Raw genomic sequence first — 14135 nt, 5'->3', positions numbered from 1 at the left:
CCGTGGGTCACGCCGCCATCGTCGTCGCGGAGCGCAAGGCACTGCTCGCGCGCACCGAGTCCCTCATCCGCGAGTTCCATCCCGTCCTGCCGGCCGGGACCGTCATCCGCGCGGTGATCCACTGCCGCGCCGGGCTGCTGCGCGCCGGGGTGCGCCGCGGACTGGCCGGCATCACCGAGGCCCGGGTGCGCACGCAGCTCGGCGACACGACGCGAGCCTCGGCCCGCGCCGCACGGGCCGCGGGTCCCCGGTGAGCGGGACCGCCCCCTGGTCGGACTCCCCCGACCCCAGACCGGTCAGAGTTCGGGCGGCAGCGGCGTCGCGGGCCAGTCGAGCAGCCGCGCGCCGAGCACGGCCGTCTGCAGCGAGAACCGCTGGCCGGGCTGGGAGACGCTGTACCCGGTGAGCTGGGCGACCCGGGCCAGGCGATAGGTGACCGTGCGGACCGACACGTGCAGCCGGCGGGCGGCCTCGGTCGCGACCTCACCGGCGTTGAAGTACTCCCGCAGGGTCTCCAGCAGCACCTCCGCCCCGCCGCGCACCTGGTCCAGGGGTGTGAGCACGTCGCGGACCAGGTCGACGATGGCCGCCTGGTCGCGGCCGAGCACCCGGTAGACGAGCAGGTCGCGCGCGTGGACGACGTTGGTGTCCAGGTCGAGCCGGTCGGCGAAGGTCAGGGCCTCGAGGGCCTCCTCGTAGGAGCGGGCGACGCCGTAGGCGCCGGGGAAGGCGCGTCCGGCAGCCACGCGCCAGCGGCCGGCGAGCTCTCGGCGGCGCAGTTCCTGCTGGAGCGCCGCGCCCACGTCGACGCCTCTCGGTAGGGCGAAGGCCGGGGCGGAGCCACCCGGGACGACGACGACCACGCGTCCGTCCTTGGTGGCCACCAGCACCTCCCTGTCCCCGAACCGCTCGACCACCGCACGCTCCAGCGCGATCGCCGCACGGTCGACCGCGCCGTCGCCATCGGCCGGTGCGACCAGCGCGACGTGGTGGGGCTTGCCCAGGTCGATGCCGAACGGCTCCGCGCGCTCCACCAGCCGGGAGACGTCGGCGTCACCGCGCAGCAGGTCGTCGACGAACTCGGCCCGCAGGGCCTCCTCCCGGCGGATCATCTCCCGGCGCTCCGCCTGGTGGCCGTCGACCAGCACACCGACGGCGTCGTCGAGCACCCGCAGCACCGCCTCGGCGGCCCGGCGGACCTTCTCCGGATCCGAGGAGCGCGCGACGACGGGCAGTCGCCGCCACAGCCGCCACGCCGCGGACAGGTACAGGTCGACCGCGCGGCGCGCGCCGACCCCCTGCGCGGCGGCGCGCCGGCCGAGCTCGCGGACGGCGTCGAGCTCGAAGGAGTCGGGACGGCGGCCGTTGATCGCGGCGTCGGCCAGCAGCGGCAGGTACCCACCGAGCAGTTCCGGCGGCGCCTTCACGGCGGCCGCCGCCGAGGCACCCACCGAGGCCAGCCAGTCGCCGGAGGCCGACGCCGCCGGGCGGCAGGTGGGCCCGTCCTCGGCCTTGCGGGTCATGTCCCCTCCCACGTCGTTGCCGACGATCGGCAACGACAGTGTGCCTCATCTGACCGCCGGAACCCGTGGTGCGCAGCCACCGCCCGCCGGCATGGTCGAACACGGTCGAGGAGGTGGGCAGTGCTCAGCGCAGAGGAGCAGCGGGTCTGGGACGACGTCCAGCGGTTCTGGACAGAGGAGATCGAGGAGCCGCCCCGAGCCACGCCGTCCGCCCGGAGCCGCAGGGAGCGGCCGTCGCGCGAGCCGGCGGATCCACCGGTCGCGGTGGTGGTCGGCGCCCGGATCACCATCGTGCTGATCCTGTTGGGTGTGCTGGCGCCCGGCCTGGCCATCGGGGTCGCCACCGCGCTCGGGTGGGCGCTGTGGCGGGTCTGGCCGCAGTTGAGCGGGCGGGGTGCACCCGGCACCCCGCCCGACGGCGGCGCGGACGGGACTTCGCGCCGGCCGGCGGACCAGCCCGGCCACGGGCGCCCACCGGGCAGGTGGATCGCCGACTGACCGACGCCCGAGTGCCTCGGTGGGTCACCACCGGAGAAGAGGAGAAGGTGATGGCCAGTCAACCGGTTCGGACCGGTCAGGCCGCCCGGGACGACGAGACGGCTGACGTCCGGGCGCAGCCCAGGAAGGCCGCACGATCGGCGGCCGCTGCAGTGGCGGGCGCGCGGTACGGCGTCCGGACGGCAGGGGTCGTGATGAACCGCCGTCCCCCGATCGCCGACCAGGACACCTCCTTGTGGGCCGCATGGGGGCGGCTGCGCGGCGCCAGCTGTCGACCCCTCGTGGTGGTCGACTCCCAGCTGCGCCCGGTGGGCGTGCTGGACGAGCGGGACCTCGCCCTGCGGTGGCCACCGGGCCCGTTCGAGGCGCACCGCGTCCGCCTGCGCCACGTGGTGCGCGGACTGGCCCGGCCACAGGCGCGTTCCGGCGACGACGTGGCCGCCGTCGCCCGAGCCATGCTGGCGGCCCGCACCGACGCCGTCCCGGTGGTGGACGACGACGGCGGGCTCGTCGGGCTCGTCACCGCACGCCACTGCATCGAGCTGGTGGCCTGCCGCACGATCACCTAGCTGACACAGCGACGTTCGCACCTCGCCCTCTCGGATCGCACCTCGCCCTCTCGGATCGCACCTCGACCGCACCTCCGGCGCCCTGCTCCGTCAATCCAGGCTGCCACCGTGGCCCGCGTGGGACGAGGTCGAACGGGGCTACCTCCTCGCACGTCATGCGCGGGGCCGGGGAATGGGCGACCCAGACTGCGACGGCGTGGATCGACACCGCCTTCGCGGTTCTCGGGCTCGACCGCGTCACCGCCGTGATCCACCTGACAACCACGCCGAACCGGGCACTCGCCGCCCGGCTCGGCTTCCGGCTCCGGCGCAGGGATGTGAGGCCGAACGGCGTGCCGGTGTCGGGGTACGAGCGGCTTGCACCACCCCGCAGCCAGCGCTGCGGTCGAGACCACACCGGCGGTGCCGCCGCGGGATGGTGGCGGCTACCCTCCTCGCGCGACCTTTCCGGCGGTCGGCAAACAGTTGCGCCGAGATCGGCCGGGGACTCCCCTGGTCCAGCCGGGCACCCGAGCTGGCCCTGTGCGACCGCGTCCTCGCCCAGGCCCGCGGCGAGTTCACCGCCGACAGCCGCGTCACCGCCCTCGCCGAGGCCTGGTACGCCGGACTGAGCGACCTCTCCCCCATCACGATGCAGGCCTACCGCGACCGCCTCGACCGCCAGCTCCTCCCCCGCCTCGGCGCCCTCCGCATCCGCGAACTGACCGTGGGCACCCTCCTGCGCGGCATCGCCGACCAGCACGGGACCGCCACCGCCCGGATGTGCCACTCGGTCCTGTCTGGCATGTGCACGCTCGCCGCCCGCCACGACGCCCTGCGCATCGGCGAGGCCCGCGGCCTGGTCTGGAACGCCGTCGACCTCGAGGTCGGCACCGTCGAGGTCCGCGCCGCCGCCGTCCGCGTCCGCGGACAGGGCCTGGTGGTCAAGGCCACCAAGACCGACACCGGCCGGCGCACCCTGCTACTGCCCCACTGGTGCACCGCAATGCTGCGCGACCGCGCCGAACGATCCGCCGCCACCGACGCCGACCGGAGCGCCCGGCCGGTGTTCCCCGCGCCACTCGGCGGCTGACGCGACCCCTCCACCCCCACCTGTCGGCCGCGGGTTCACCCCGGTCCACGCAGGTCCGTCTGGCAGGGCAGGCCGCATACCGGACGATGGCGTACATCGGTGGACATCCCGTAGCAGCCCTCATGGTGGTCAAGAGGGGCGCTGCACCCCAGACCGCGGGTCGCGACTCCGTGGCCGCGTGGCCTCCTCTCAAGAACTGCGAGCCCCCTGCCCGTCTGTCGAGGCTGGAGTGACGGCTAACTCCCCCAGTCGTCCTCCAGTAGCCGGCAAACACCCGTCAGGGCCGGCGGCCATTCCCAGCGTGGTGTCCGCCGAGCGCCTCTTCGGTGACCCCCACCACCTGCTGCGGATCGTCACAGCCGACCTGGCCGCCTACCACTCCCTGCAAGACGAACAGCTCGGCACCCTCCCCGGCGTCCAGTGCATGAACTCCACCCTCGTGATGGAGCGGGTGATGGCCGACCACTCCATCTCGCCCTGACGCCCGTGAGCGCCCGGCCCGCGGCACATGACACTCGAAGTCGAGGAGCTGCCGTCTCCTGCGGTCCGCGAGCTGTCCCACAGGCGACTGCAGGGATCGCTGCGCGGCAGCGCAGGGTGTTGTGGGTCGGTGAGCTGACCGGTGCGGCTGTCGCCCGCACCGGCTCTTGTCCGCGGCTTCCTTAGGGGGAACGCTCGGCGCATGAACGGGTCCGATCAGCGGCCCCCCGACGAGCGCGTGCCGGACGAGCCGGCACGCCGAGAGCAGCAGCGCCGTCGCACCGAGCAGGCTTCCGAACGCCTTCGGCAGGAAGTCCGGCACCTCCAGGAGCGACTGGGCCGGGGTGCCGAGGCGGTGGCCACCACCGAGAGCGGCGTCGCCGCCACGCAGCTCGCCCTGGCCGAACGGGCCTTGCGGGAGGGCCGCCTGGAGGATGCGCTGGGGCTGTTGAGTGAGGCCGCGGCGGCGCTGCGGGCCGTCGAGCACGAGCGTCTGCGGGCGGGTCGTTGGCCGGTGGTCACCCCGCCCGATCCCACGGACGTGGCGAGTGCCGAGCAGCGGCGGAACGCCGCCGACCGGGCACAGGAGGATGCCGCCCGGCGCCGCGAGCGGGCCGCCCGCCGGCGGGACGATGCAGCCGTGAGCCGCGAGGCGGCTGCTCGACAGCGCGACGAGGTGGCCGCCGAGCGCGATCTGCAGGCCAGGGGGCGGGCCGCGGCCGCCGAGCACCGGGAGGCAGCCGCTGACGAACGCCGCGCCGAACACGGGCGGTGGAGGGACCGGGCGGCTGCGTCGGCCGGCGGTGGACCCTCCTGGGAGAGCGAGGAGCAGCGGGCCATCGACGTCGAGGTCGAGGCGAGCTACCGAGGATGGGTCGAGGACGACCGGGCGCGGGCTGAGGCCGACCGAGCGGCCGACGCGGCCGATCGCCTCAAGGCGGAGCAGGACCGCCTCGAGAGGGAGCAGGACCGTGAGGCCGCCCGCGCCGACCGTGAGCAGGACAGCCGGGACCGAGCAGCGGCCGCAGCGGACCGCGACCGCAGAGATGGCAGACAACCACCAGTTCTGTGACACACCGGCACCCGCGGGTCTGGGCGGACGCCTGCTCGAGCCGGCGCGTGCTGCACGGAGCGGCTCCCACGCATCACCTGCCCAGAGGCTGGTTGTCGGCGCCCGAGCGCCCGACGTCGGCGACGCCGGGAGGGAAGGACCGGCGTGCAGGCCATCAGCAGGGGCAGCACGCCGGTCCGGCTGGAGCCGGAACCTCCGGCGAGCACCAGCATCGGCGCCGCAGCGGCCTTGGTGCTCGGGGCGCCGGCGTGGTTGCTTCCGCGGCGACCGGCGTCTCCGGCCGCGGCCCGCCGCGGTCTGCGTCCGTACACGTCTCACTGGGGCACGGGGTGGATCGCCCGCCCCTCGTCCAGGACCGCCAGCACCTGGCGGCGGATCTCCAGGTCCTCCCGAGCGGTGACAACGACCGTCCGCGCCGCCGCGCCCGCCGCGCTCACGTCGGCGTCCCCGGTCGCCTCACGGTTGGCCGCGGCGTCCACCGCAGACCCGAGGTGGCCCATCCGGTCCACGACGGCTTGACGCACCTGCCAGGCATGCTCCCCCACGCCGCCGGTGAACACGAGCAGGTCCAGTCCCCGGGTGGAGGCGGTCATCGCCGCGATCTCCCGGCACAGCCGGTGGACGTACACGTCGAGGGCGAGGGCACAGTCGGGATCCCCGCCCTCCCGCCCGGCCAGCACCTCACGCAGGTCGCCGGACGTGCCGGTCAGCCCCCGGAGGCCGGCGTGGTGCTCCAGCACGTCGGCCACCTCCGTCCGCGGCTCCTCGCCGTGCTCCAGCAGCCACAGCAGCAGTCCCGGGTCGACCGACCCCGGCCGGGTGTTCATGACCAGCCCGGCCAGCGGGGTGAACCCCATGGTGGTGTCCACCGACCTGCCCTCCCGTACCGCCGCCAGGGAAGCCCCGGCCCCGAGGTGGGCCGAGACGATACGTAGTTCCTCGGCCGGCCGGCCGATCAGCTCGGCGCCGCGGCGGACCGCCCAGGCATGGGACAGCCCGTGGAATCCGTACCGGCGCAGTCCCCACCGCCGGTTCCACTCCCGCGGGAGCGCGTAGGTGTGGGCCGCGGGCGGGAGGGCGGCGTGGAAGGTCGTGTCGAAGCAGGCCACCGCCGGGACGTCGGGCAACAGCTCTTGGACGCTCCGGACGGCGGCCAGCGCTCGCGGGTTGTGCAGCGGCGCCAGGTGGCTGATGGAGTACAGGCCGGCGACCAGCATCGGCTCCACGAGGGCCGGGCCGGTGTGGTGCGGCCCGCCGTGGACCACCCGGTGCCCGACGGCGTCGACGGGTCCGCAGCCGGCGAGGAAGTCGGTGAGCGGCTGGAGGTCCCCCTCCCCCTGCCAGTGGTCGACGGTGACCGCCGCGGTCACCGAGCCGGCATCGTCCAGCGCGGTGAGCTTGAGGCTGCTGGAGCCGGCGTTGACGACCAGGACCCTCACGAGGACGCCGGCTCGTGCAGCGGCTCGTTCTCCCCGCTGACGGTGGCGCCCGCACCGGCGCCCCACTGCCAGTCGCGGACCTCGGGGAGGTCTTCGCCGTGGGTGCGCACGTACTGGCGGTGCTCGATGAGCTTGTCGCGCAGCCGGTCCCGAAGGTGGGCGGCCCGGGTCCGCAGCCGGGGCACCCGGTCGATCACGTCGATGGCCAGGTCGAAGCGGTCCAGGCCGTTGAGGACGCACATGTCGAACGGGGTGGTCGTCGTCCCCTCCTCGACGTAGCCGCGCACGTGGAAGTTCTCGTGGTTGCCACGGCGGTAGGTCAGCCGGTGGATCAGCCACGGATAGCCGTGGTAGGCAAAGATCACCGGCTTGTCGGTGGTGAAGTAGGAGTCGAACTCGACGTCGGACAGCCCGTGCGGATGCGCCCGGTCGTCCTGCAGCCGCATCAGGTCGACGACGTTGACCACGCGGATCCGCAGATCCGGGAACGCGGTGCGGAGGACGTCGACGGCGGCGAGGGTCTCCATCGTGGGCACCTCGCCGGCACAGGCCATCACGACGTCGGGCTCCGCCCCGGCGTCGGTGCTGGCCCACTCCCAGATGCCGATGCCCTTCGTGCAGTGCGCGACCGCGGCATCCACGTCCAGGTACTGCAGCGCCGGCTGCTTGCCCGCGACGATCACGTTGACGTACTGGCGGGTCCGCAGGCAGTGGTCAGCGACCGACAGCAGGGTGTTCGCGTCCGGGGGCAGGTACACCCGGATGACGTCGGCCTTCTTGTTCACCACGTGGTCGATGAAGCCGGGGTCCTGGTGGGAGAAGCCGTTGTGGTCCTGGCGCCACACGTGCGAGGTGAGCAGGTAGTTCAGCGAGGCGATGGGCCGGCGCCACGGGATGCCGTTGGTGGTCTTCAGCCACTTGGCGTGCTGGTTGAACATCGAGTCGACGACGTGGATGAACGCCTCGTAGCAGGAGAAGAAGCCGTGCCGGCCGGTCAGCAGGTAGCCCTCCAGCCAGCCCTGGCACAGGTGCTCCGAGAGCACCTCCATGACCCGCCCGTCGGGCGCCAGGTGGTCGTCGTCGGGCTCCCGCCGCGCCATCCACGCCCGGTCGGTCGCCTCCAGCACCGCGCTCAGCCGGTTGGAGTTGTTCTCGTCCGGGGAGAACACCCGGAAGTTGCTCGTGTTCTGCCGCATCACCTCCCGGAGGAACGTGCCGAGCACCCGGGTGGCCTCCACCGCACCCGTCCCGGGCTCGGCCACCGGGACGGCGTGGTCGCGGAAGTCGGGCATCCGCAGGGGTGTGAGCAGCTCCCCGCCGTTGGCGTGCGGGTTGGCGCTCATCCGCCGCTGCCCCTGAGGGTGCAGCTCGCGGAGGGTGGCGACCGGTGCCCCGGTCTCGTCGAACAGCTCCTCCGGGCGGTAGCTGCGCAGCCACTCCTCGAGGACCTTGCGGTGCCCGTCGTCCTCTCGGGCGTTGGCGAAGGGGACCTGGTGGGAGCGCCACGTTCCCTCGACGCGGTGGCCGTCGACCTCGGCCGGCCCGGTCCAGCCCTTCGGGGAGCGCAGCACGATCACCGGCCAACGCGGTCGGTCCTGGACGCCGTCCACCCGTGCCCGCCGCTGGATGGCGGCGACCTCATCCAGACACCCGTCGAGGGTGGCCGCGAACTGCCGGTGCATCGAGGCCGGGTCCGAGCCCTCGACGACGTGCGGCGTGTAGCCGTAGCCGCGGAACAGGTCGCTGAGTTCCTCGGGCTCGATCCGGGCGAGCACGGTGGGGTTCGCGATCTTGTAGCCGTTGAGGTGCAGGATCGGCAGGACGGCGCCGTCGCGGGCCGGGTCGAGGAACTTGTTGGTGTGCCAGCTCGTGGCCAGCGGCCCGGTCTCGGCCTCCCCGTCGCCGACCACCGCGGCCACCACGAGGTCCGGGTTGTCGAACGCGGCGCCGTAGGCGTGCATCAGGGCGTAGCCGAGCTCACCGCCCTCGTGGATCGAGCCAGGGGTCTCCGGCGCCACGTGGCTCGGGATCCCGCCCGGGAAGCTGAACTGGGTGAACAGCCGCTTCATCCCAGCCTCGTCCTGCGACACCTCCGGGTAGACCTCGCTGTAGGTCCCCTCGAGCCAGGCCGCCGCGACCGGCCCGGGCCCGCCGTGACCCGGGCCCATCACGTACATCGTGTTCAGGTCGCGGGCGGCGATGACCCGGTTCAGGTGCGCGTAGACGAAGTTCAACCCCGGCGTCGTCCCCCAGTGCCCGAGAAGCCGTGGCTTGACGTGCTCCGGCCGCAGCGGCTCGCGCAGCAGTGGGTTGTCCATCAGGTAGATCTGGCCTATCGACAGGTAGTTCGCCGCGCGCCACCACGCATCGATCGCCGCCAGCTCCTCCTGGCTCAGCCGCCCGGCCGGGTCGGTCACCGGCCCCTCCCTTCCGAGTCGTGCCCGCGCTCGGCCAACCGCGCGGCCGGCTCTCCGAGCAGAGCCGCCGGCGCGCCGATGGCCCCCGCGAGCAGCAGCGCCAGGTGCGACACCTCCCGCAGGCGACGCCCTCGGCCAGCGACGGCACCGCCAGCACGAGGGCGACCACTCCCACCATGGCGCAGAGCAGCGCGACCTTCCAGGGGAGCAACGGCCGCGCGAGGATGAACAGCGTCCACACCGCCCGACCAGGACCACCAGGGCTGCGGTCGTCCGAGCCCTGGCCACCCGGAGTCGGGGTCGAGCCCGCGGGTCAGGGCGTAGGACGTGTACGCGCGGCCCGTGAGGAGGGCGTAGGGGCCAAGAACCGCGGCACGCGGGTGAGGGACGGGGCAGGTAGCGAAGCCGGTTGGTCCCGAAGGCCAGGGAGAAGCCGGGGATGTCGATCATCACCCGCTCCTCCCCCACCGGGCGAGTCGTGCTTGCTGCCTACTCGAGGACGCCGAATCCGGTTTCCCCAGAGCTGCCGGTCGGGCACTGCGCCTTCGTCCGGCCGGCGTCGTCACAGAAGCGCAGGTGGCGGACGTGGATCTGCGGAGTCGGCTCGTCGGTCCGGAACGCATGGGCCGGGTACGTCATCGCGAACGGATGGGTGAAGTCCCTCGTCGGTGAGGCGAAGTCGGTGGTGCGCGCGTCGCCGAGGTGGGTCTCCCCCGACTCCTGGTGGTCCCAGTCCGCCGCGGCCTCGATGCCCTCGCCGGCCACCGAGACGAACGGCGGCTCGGCGAGGTCGGCGCCGGACTCGGTGAGCAGGTGTCGGATGACCAGCTCGACTGCATGGAGCCGCCCCCGCCGAACCGGTGGTGGAGGATGTGCCCGTTGCATCGACGAAGTACAACGCCGGCCAGTAGTGGTCGCGCTACGCCTCCCGGACGGCGTAGTCCCTGTCGAGCGCGACCGGATAGCGCCCGCGCAGCCCGTCCGCCGTCAGCGGCTCCGTGTTGAGCATCCGGTCGCGCCGTCCAGCGACGGCATCCGGCTCTTCGTGCGCAGCAGGCCTGCGAGCGCCACGCCGTTCACCTCACTTGCAGTGGTCGGGGCGGCAGCGCCCCGGATCGGGGGGGCGGCGATCAGCAGCCGCCGGCTCGGCGAGGGCTGCTGATCTCCAGTGCGGTTCTCTCTGCGGCGGGCCGTGGCCGGCGCGGTCAGGACCTCGCCGCGGGATCAGCGGCGCGGCTCAGGGACCGGGGGCTTGCGCAGTGGTCGGAACGCGGCGCGCATCTCCTCGGAGAAGACCTGCGGTTCCTCCCAGGCCGGGAAGTGGCCGCCGCGCTCGGCCTCGTGGAAGTAGCTCAGGCTGGGGAAGGCGCGACGGGCCCAGGTCTCGGGTGCTCGGAAGAGGTCGTCGTCCGGACACACCGTGATGGCCACCGGGATCCTGATCGTGTCCGTCTTCTGCCCAGCCGCGCTGATCAGGCTCTGTGCGCGGTTCTCCCAGTAGAGCCTCGCCCCGGAGGCCACGGTGTTGGTCAGCCAGTGCAGCGAGAAGTTGTCCAACACCTCGTCGACCGTCGGCGTCTGCTCGGGATCCCTGCCGTACGTCCACTTCCCGAACCCGCCGTGCACGAGCATCCACCCGGCGAGTCCGGCTGGGGAGTCCGTCAGGCCGTAGCCGACTGCCTGCGGTCGCGCGGTCATCATCTGGTAGTAGCCCCAACCCCCGTTCTGGAGGAACGTCCGCACGTCGTCGAACGCCGCCTGTTCCTCCTCGGAGAGCCCGGCCGGTGCGGGCCCGCCGCTGGCGATCGCTGCAGCCGCATCGGGCGGGAACACTGCGGGCAGATTGGTGTGGATCCCGTCCAGCCCCTCGGGCGCCTGCCGTCCCATCGCCTCGACGACGCCGGCTCCCCAGTCGCCGCCCTGGGCGACGTAGCGCGTGTACCCCAGCCGCTTCATGAGCACGTCACACGCTCGGCCGATGCGTTCCACGTCCCAGCCGGTCTCGGTCGGTCGTGACGAGAAGCCGTAGCCGGGCAGGGACGGGATGACGACGTCGAAGGCGTCCTCCGCCGAGCCGCCGAACGCCGTGGGATCGGTCAGCGGACCGATGACCTTGATCTGCTCGAAGACCGAGCCCGGCCACCCGTGGGCGATGATCAGCGGGAGCGCGTTCTCGTGCCGGGAGCGGACGTGGAAGAAGTGGACGTCGACCCCGTCGATGCTCGTCATGAACTGCGGCCAGGCGTTCAGCTGCGCCTCGCCCCTCCGCCAGTCGTACTCCGTGCTCCAGTACCGGACGAGCTCTTGCATCTCGGCCAGCTGCGCCCCCTGCGACCGATCGGGGACGGTCTCCTCGTCCGGCCAGCGGGTCGCCGCGAGGCGCCGACGCAGGTCGACGAGATCCTCTTCCGGCACGTCCACGCTGAAGGGTCGGATGGCACTGCCGGTGTGTTGTGCGACCGCGGTCATCGCTGCTGCGCTCCTCTGGTCTGCAGGCGCAAGGGGAGTCGCGACCGGGCGAGACGAGCGAGCGGAGTACCAGCGGCACCGACGTGGTCAGCGCTTCCGGACGACGGCCGCCTTGCGGGTGGGCGTGTGACGGGAGTGAGGCTCCCCTCCCGTGCGGCGTCGCGGCATGAGTCATCCGTCCGTACCGGATCGCCTGGGAGGTCAGTCGCCGCCGATGGTCAGGCCGGCGACCGTCTCCCGTAGTCGGACCAGCGTCTGCCGCGTGACCGTGAGCAGCGAGCCACCGCCTTCCGCGCGCCATGAGCGGACAGCGACGCGGAGCACCACGATGCCGACGCCCGCCTCGAGCAGGGCCGCGGCGTCAGGGACGGTCGACCCGCGGAGCTGCGCGAGACCGGCGGCGAGGACGCCCTCGAGATCACGCTGCGCCGTCACTGTCCGTTGCATCAGCCGAGGGTGTCCCAGCACGATCTGGTCCCGCAGCGCGAGCAGGTCCTGCTGCGACTCCAGGAAGGCCGCGAACTCGCAGAGGACGACCGGCAGGCGGGCGGACTCCGGCACGTGTGCGGCAGCACCGAGCGCCGTTCGCAGTGCCGCGGAGAAGTCGTCCTCGTAGGCGAAGACGACGTCCTCCTTGGTCCCGAAGTGTCGGTAGAAGGTCGCAGGGGCCACGCCGACCTCGGCGCAGAGGTCCTCCACGGTGACGTTGTCGAAGCCCCTCGTCCGGAAGAGCTCCAGTGCCGTCTGCTCGATACGGGCACGGCGCTGCTCCCGGGAGCCGGCGGACGGGCTCGTCGGAGCCATGCCGCCTCCCTCCTGTCACCGCAGTCATGTCGATCATGGACCGGAGAGGAGTCTGTCACTCCAGCAGCATGAGCAACGGCGCGTCGACTTCCTGACGTGCGCGTTCCTCCGTGAGGAGTCACCTGACCGATGCCTGCCGGTCCCCGTCCCGTGCAGGCTCCCCCGTCCCGTCGCGGAACCGAGCCCTCGGGGATGAACCATGTCCATGCCCGCCGGCACCTCGAGCGACGACGCCTTCCCGGACGAGTTCGAGGACCTCAGACTCCCGCGCGTCTCCGTCGGGGACGTGACTCTGCGGGTCCGCGACGGCGGGTCGAGCCCTCCGCTGCTCCTCCTGCACGGACACCCCGAGACCCACCTCGCATGGGGGCTGGTGGCCGGTGGACTCGCCCGGAGTTCCACGGTCGTGGCTCCGGACCTGCGTGGATACGGGGACAGCTCCAAGCCCGTGTCGGTGCCCGGCCACGAGAGCTACGGCAAGCGAGCCATGGCGCAGGACTGCACCGCGCTCATGAGCCGACTCGGGTTCGACCGTTTCGACGTCGTCGGCCACGACCGCGGCGGCCGGGTCGCCTACCGGATGGCCCTGGACCGTCCCGAGGCGGTCCGCCGGCTCACCGTGCTGGACGTGATCCCGACCGCCGAGGTCTGGGCCCGGGCCGACGCACGCTTCGCGCTCGGCTACTGGCACTGGGCCTTCCTGGCCCAGCCACATCCGGTCCCGGAGCGGCTCGTCGTGTCCGATCCGGACTTCTTCTGGAGCCCCACCGCGTGGACCGCTCCTGGTCCCTGAGGGGTCGACCACAGGGCCACGTGACCGATGCAACCGCCCGGTGGCGGGAGCAAGGTCCCTGGCTACCCGCCACGCCGTCCTCGACGTCCGGGGCACGTCGTGTTCCGTCGAGCAGTCCGGAAGGAGATCACCATGACCGAGGGAGCCCCCGCAGACCGCTCTGGGCCGACCGTCGCACTCGTCCACGGCGCCTTCGCCGACAGCGCCGGCTGGAACGACGTCGTCGCACAACTGCTCGCCGCCGGGACGCCGGTGCAGGCCATCTCGAACCCCCTGCGCGGCATCTCGCACGATGCCGCCTACGTGGCCAGTGCCCTCTCGCAGATCGAGGGACCCGTGCTGGCCGTGGGGCACTCCTACGGTGGGGCCGTCATCACCAACGCCGCACTGCGGGCGGGCAACGTCGTCGGGTTGGTGTACGTGGCCGGTTTCGCGCCCGACGAGGGAGAGGCACTGCAGGACATCGAGGCCGACTCCAAGGACAGCGTCCTGACCACGGCGCTGCTCGCACTCCGCTACCCGACGAGTGGGACGGAGACCGGGACCGAGTTCGCGATCGACCCGGACAAGTTCCACGACGCCTTCGCCGCCGACGTGTCGGAGCAGCAAGCACGGGTCATGGCGGCGACCCAGCGACCCATCTCGTCGCTCGGGTTCAGCGAGCCGACCGCGGCGCCGGCGTGGAGGAGCCTGCCGTCCTGGGCCGTCATCCCCACCGGCGACAAGGCCGCCGGGGCCGACGTCCTCCGGACCATGGCCCAGCGAGCCGGCGCCACCGTGGTGGAGGCGGAGGGCTCGCACGTCATCATGATCTCCCAGCCCAAGGCCGTCACCGACGTGGTCCAGCAGGCGCTCAGGGCCGTCTCGGCCTAGACGCGCCGCCACGGTCGGGGGGGGGGGGGGGGGGGGGGGGGGGGGGGGGGGGGGGGGGGGGGGGGGGGGGGGGGGGGGGGGGGGGGGGGGGGGGGGGGGGGGGGGGGGGGGCGCCGCCCGGCCGCG

14 protein-coding genes are annotated in these 14135 nt (G+C 73.1%); 8 read left to right on the top strand and 6 right to left on the bottom strand.

What is annotated here, in order from left to right:
* The first annotated feature begins 2 nt into the window (after nucleotides 1-2).
* Entirely contained in the window at nucleotides 3-254 is a 252-nt protein-coding gene (locus ACI782_RS19120; protein ID WP_456911665.1) for a hypothetical protein, read from the top strand.
* 42 nt (nucleotides 255-296) lie between these two features.
* Here ACI782_RS19120 and ACI782_RS19115 read toward each other — a convergent pair whose 3' ends face one another.
* Nucleotides 297-1523, bottom strand: a complete 1227-nt coding sequence (locus tag ACI782_RS19115; protein ID WP_456911664.1) for a PucR family transcriptional regulator — start codon at nucleotides 1521-1523, stop codon at nucleotides 297-299.
* 120 nt (nucleotides 1524-1643) lie between these two features.
* On the opposite strand from ACI782_RS19115, the gene ACI782_RS19110 reads away from it, so the two are divergent.
* The 5 genes from ACI782_RS19110 to ACI782_RS19090 all read left to right on the top strand — a co-directional run bounded on the left by ACI782_RS19110 (nucleotide 1644) and on the right by ACI782_RS19090 (nucleotide 5214).
* Nucleotides 1644-2021, top strand: a complete 378-nt coding sequence (locus tag ACI782_RS19110) for a hypothetical protein (protein WP_456911663.1) — start codon at nucleotides 1644-1646, stop codon at nucleotides 2019-2021.
* Nucleotides 2022-2071: 50 nt separating this feature from the next.
* A complete protein-coding gene (locus ACI782_RS19105; protein WP_456911662.1) occupies nucleotides 2072-2590 on the top strand; it encodes a CBS domain-containing protein in 519 nt (172 codons plus the stop codon).
* Between the two features lie 415 nt (nucleotides 2591-3005).
* On the top strand, nucleotides 3006-3662 hold the full coding sequence (locus ACI782_RS19100) for a hypothetical protein (RefSeq protein WP_456911661.1): 657 nt from the start codon (nucleotides 3006-3008) through the stop codon (nucleotides 3660-3662).
* A 178-nt stretch (nucleotides 3663-3840) separates the two neighbouring features.
* Entirely contained in the window at nucleotides 3841-4143 is a 303-nt protein-coding gene (locus tag ACI782_RS19095) for an Lrp/AsnC ligand binding domain-containing protein (protein WP_456911660.1), read from the top strand.
* 237 nt (nucleotides 4144-4380) lie between these two features.
* Complete coding sequence (locus ACI782_RS19090; protein WP_456911659.1) at nucleotides 4381-5214, top strand: hypothetical protein; 834 nt, start codon at nucleotides 4381-4383, stop codon at nucleotides 5212-5214.
* 314 nt (nucleotides 5215-5528) lie between these two features.
* On the opposite strand, the gene ACI782_RS19085 is transcribed toward ACI782_RS19090, so the two are convergent.
* The 5 genes from ACI782_RS19085 to ACI782_RS19065 all read right to left on the bottom strand — a co-directional run bounded on the left by ACI782_RS19085 (nucleotide 5529) and on the right by ACI782_RS19065 (nucleotide 12343).
* A complete protein-coding gene (locus tag ACI782_RS19085; protein ID WP_456911658.1) occupies nucleotides 5529-6653 on the bottom strand; it encodes an acetate/propionate family kinase in 1125 nt (374 codons plus the stop codon).
* Nucleotides 6650-9070 (bottom strand): phosphoketolase family protein, encoded by a 2421-nt coding sequence (locus ACI782_RS19080; RefSeq protein WP_456911657.1) that lies wholly within the window; start codon nucleotides 9068-9070, stop codon nucleotides 6650-6652. Before ACI782_RS19080 ends, ACI782_RS19085 begins: the two co-directional genes overlap by 4 nt.
* 489 nt (nucleotides 9071-9559) lie before the next feature.
* Nucleotides 9560-9955, bottom strand: a complete 396-nt coding sequence (locus ACI782_RS19075) for a hypothetical protein (protein ID WP_456911656.1) — start codon at nucleotides 9953-9955, stop codon at nucleotides 9560-9562.
* A gap of 339 nt (nucleotides 9956-10294) precedes the next feature.
* Nucleotides 10295-11539: an epoxide hydrolase family protein gene (locus ACI782_RS19070; protein ID WP_456911655.1), complete on the bottom strand. Its 1245-nt coding sequence runs from the start codon at nucleotides 11537-11539 to the stop codon at nucleotides 10295-10297.
* A 201-nt stretch (nucleotides 11540-11740) separates the two neighbouring features.
* Nucleotides 11741-12343 carry a TetR/AcrR family transcriptional regulator gene (locus tag ACI782_RS19065; protein WP_456911654.1) on the bottom strand — a complete coding sequence of 201 codons (603 nt, stop codon included), beginning with the start codon at nucleotides 12341-12343 and terminating at the stop codon, nucleotides 11741-11743.
* Nucleotides 12344-12542: 199 nt separating this feature from the next.
* Here ACI782_RS19065 and ACI782_RS19060 point away from each other — a divergent pair, with 199 nt between their 5' ends.
* Together ACI782_RS19060 and ACI782_RS19055 are read left to right on the top strand one after the other, a co-directional pair.
* Nucleotides 12543-13136, top strand: a complete 594-nt coding sequence (locus tag ACI782_RS19060; protein ID WP_456911653.1) for an alpha/beta fold hydrolase — start codon at nucleotides 12543-12545, stop codon at nucleotides 13134-13136.
* Nucleotides 13137-13268: 132 nt separating this feature from the next.
* Entirely contained in the window at nucleotides 13269-14009 is a 741-nt protein-coding gene (locus ACI782_RS19055) for an alpha/beta fold hydrolase (RefSeq protein ID WP_456911652.1), read from the top strand.
* Nucleotides 14010-14135 lie beyond the last annotated feature (126 nt).

This window comes from Geodermatophilus sp. SYSU D00703, assembly GCF_054050155.1.
This window is presented reverse-complemented; position numbering and strand designations above follow the sequence as displayed.

What these genes read in the sequence shown, in the direction of transcription:
- ACI782_RS19115 (WP_456911664.1), bottom strand. Translation starts at nt 1,523, where the DNA reads ATGACCCGCAAGGCCGAGGACGGGCCCACCTGCCGCCCGGCGGCGTCG.
- ACI782_RS19055 (WP_456911652.1), top strand. Translation starts at nt 13,269, where the DNA reads ATGACCGAGGGAGCCCCCGCAGACCGCTCTGGGCCGACCGTCGCACTC.
- ACI782_RS19065 (WP_456911654.1), bottom strand. Translation starts at nt 12,343, where the DNA reads ATGGCTCCGACGAGCCCGTCCGCCGGCTCCCGGGAGCAGCGCCGTGCC.
- ACI782_RS19075 (WP_456911656.1), bottom strand. Translation starts at nt 9,955, where the DNA reads ATGCAACGGGCACATCCTCCACCACCGGTTCGGCGGGGGCGGCTCCAT.
- ACI782_RS19100 (WP_456911661.1), top strand. Translation starts at nt 3,006, where the DNA reads ATGGTGGCGGCTACCCTCCTCGCGCGACCTTTCCGGCGGTCGGCAAAC.
- ACI782_RS19070 (WP_456911655.1), bottom strand. Translation starts at nt 11,539, where the DNA reads ATGACCGCGGTCGCACAACACACCGGCAGTGCCATCCGACCCTTCAGC.
- ACI782_RS19105 (WP_456911662.1), top strand. Translation starts at nt 2,072, where the DNA reads ATGGCCAGTCAACCGGTTCGGACCGGTCAGGCCGCCCGGGACGACGAG.
- ACI782_RS19060 (WP_456911653.1), top strand. Translation starts at nt 12,543, where the DNA reads ATGTCCATGCCCGCCGGCACCTCGAGCGACGACGCCTTCCCGGACGAG.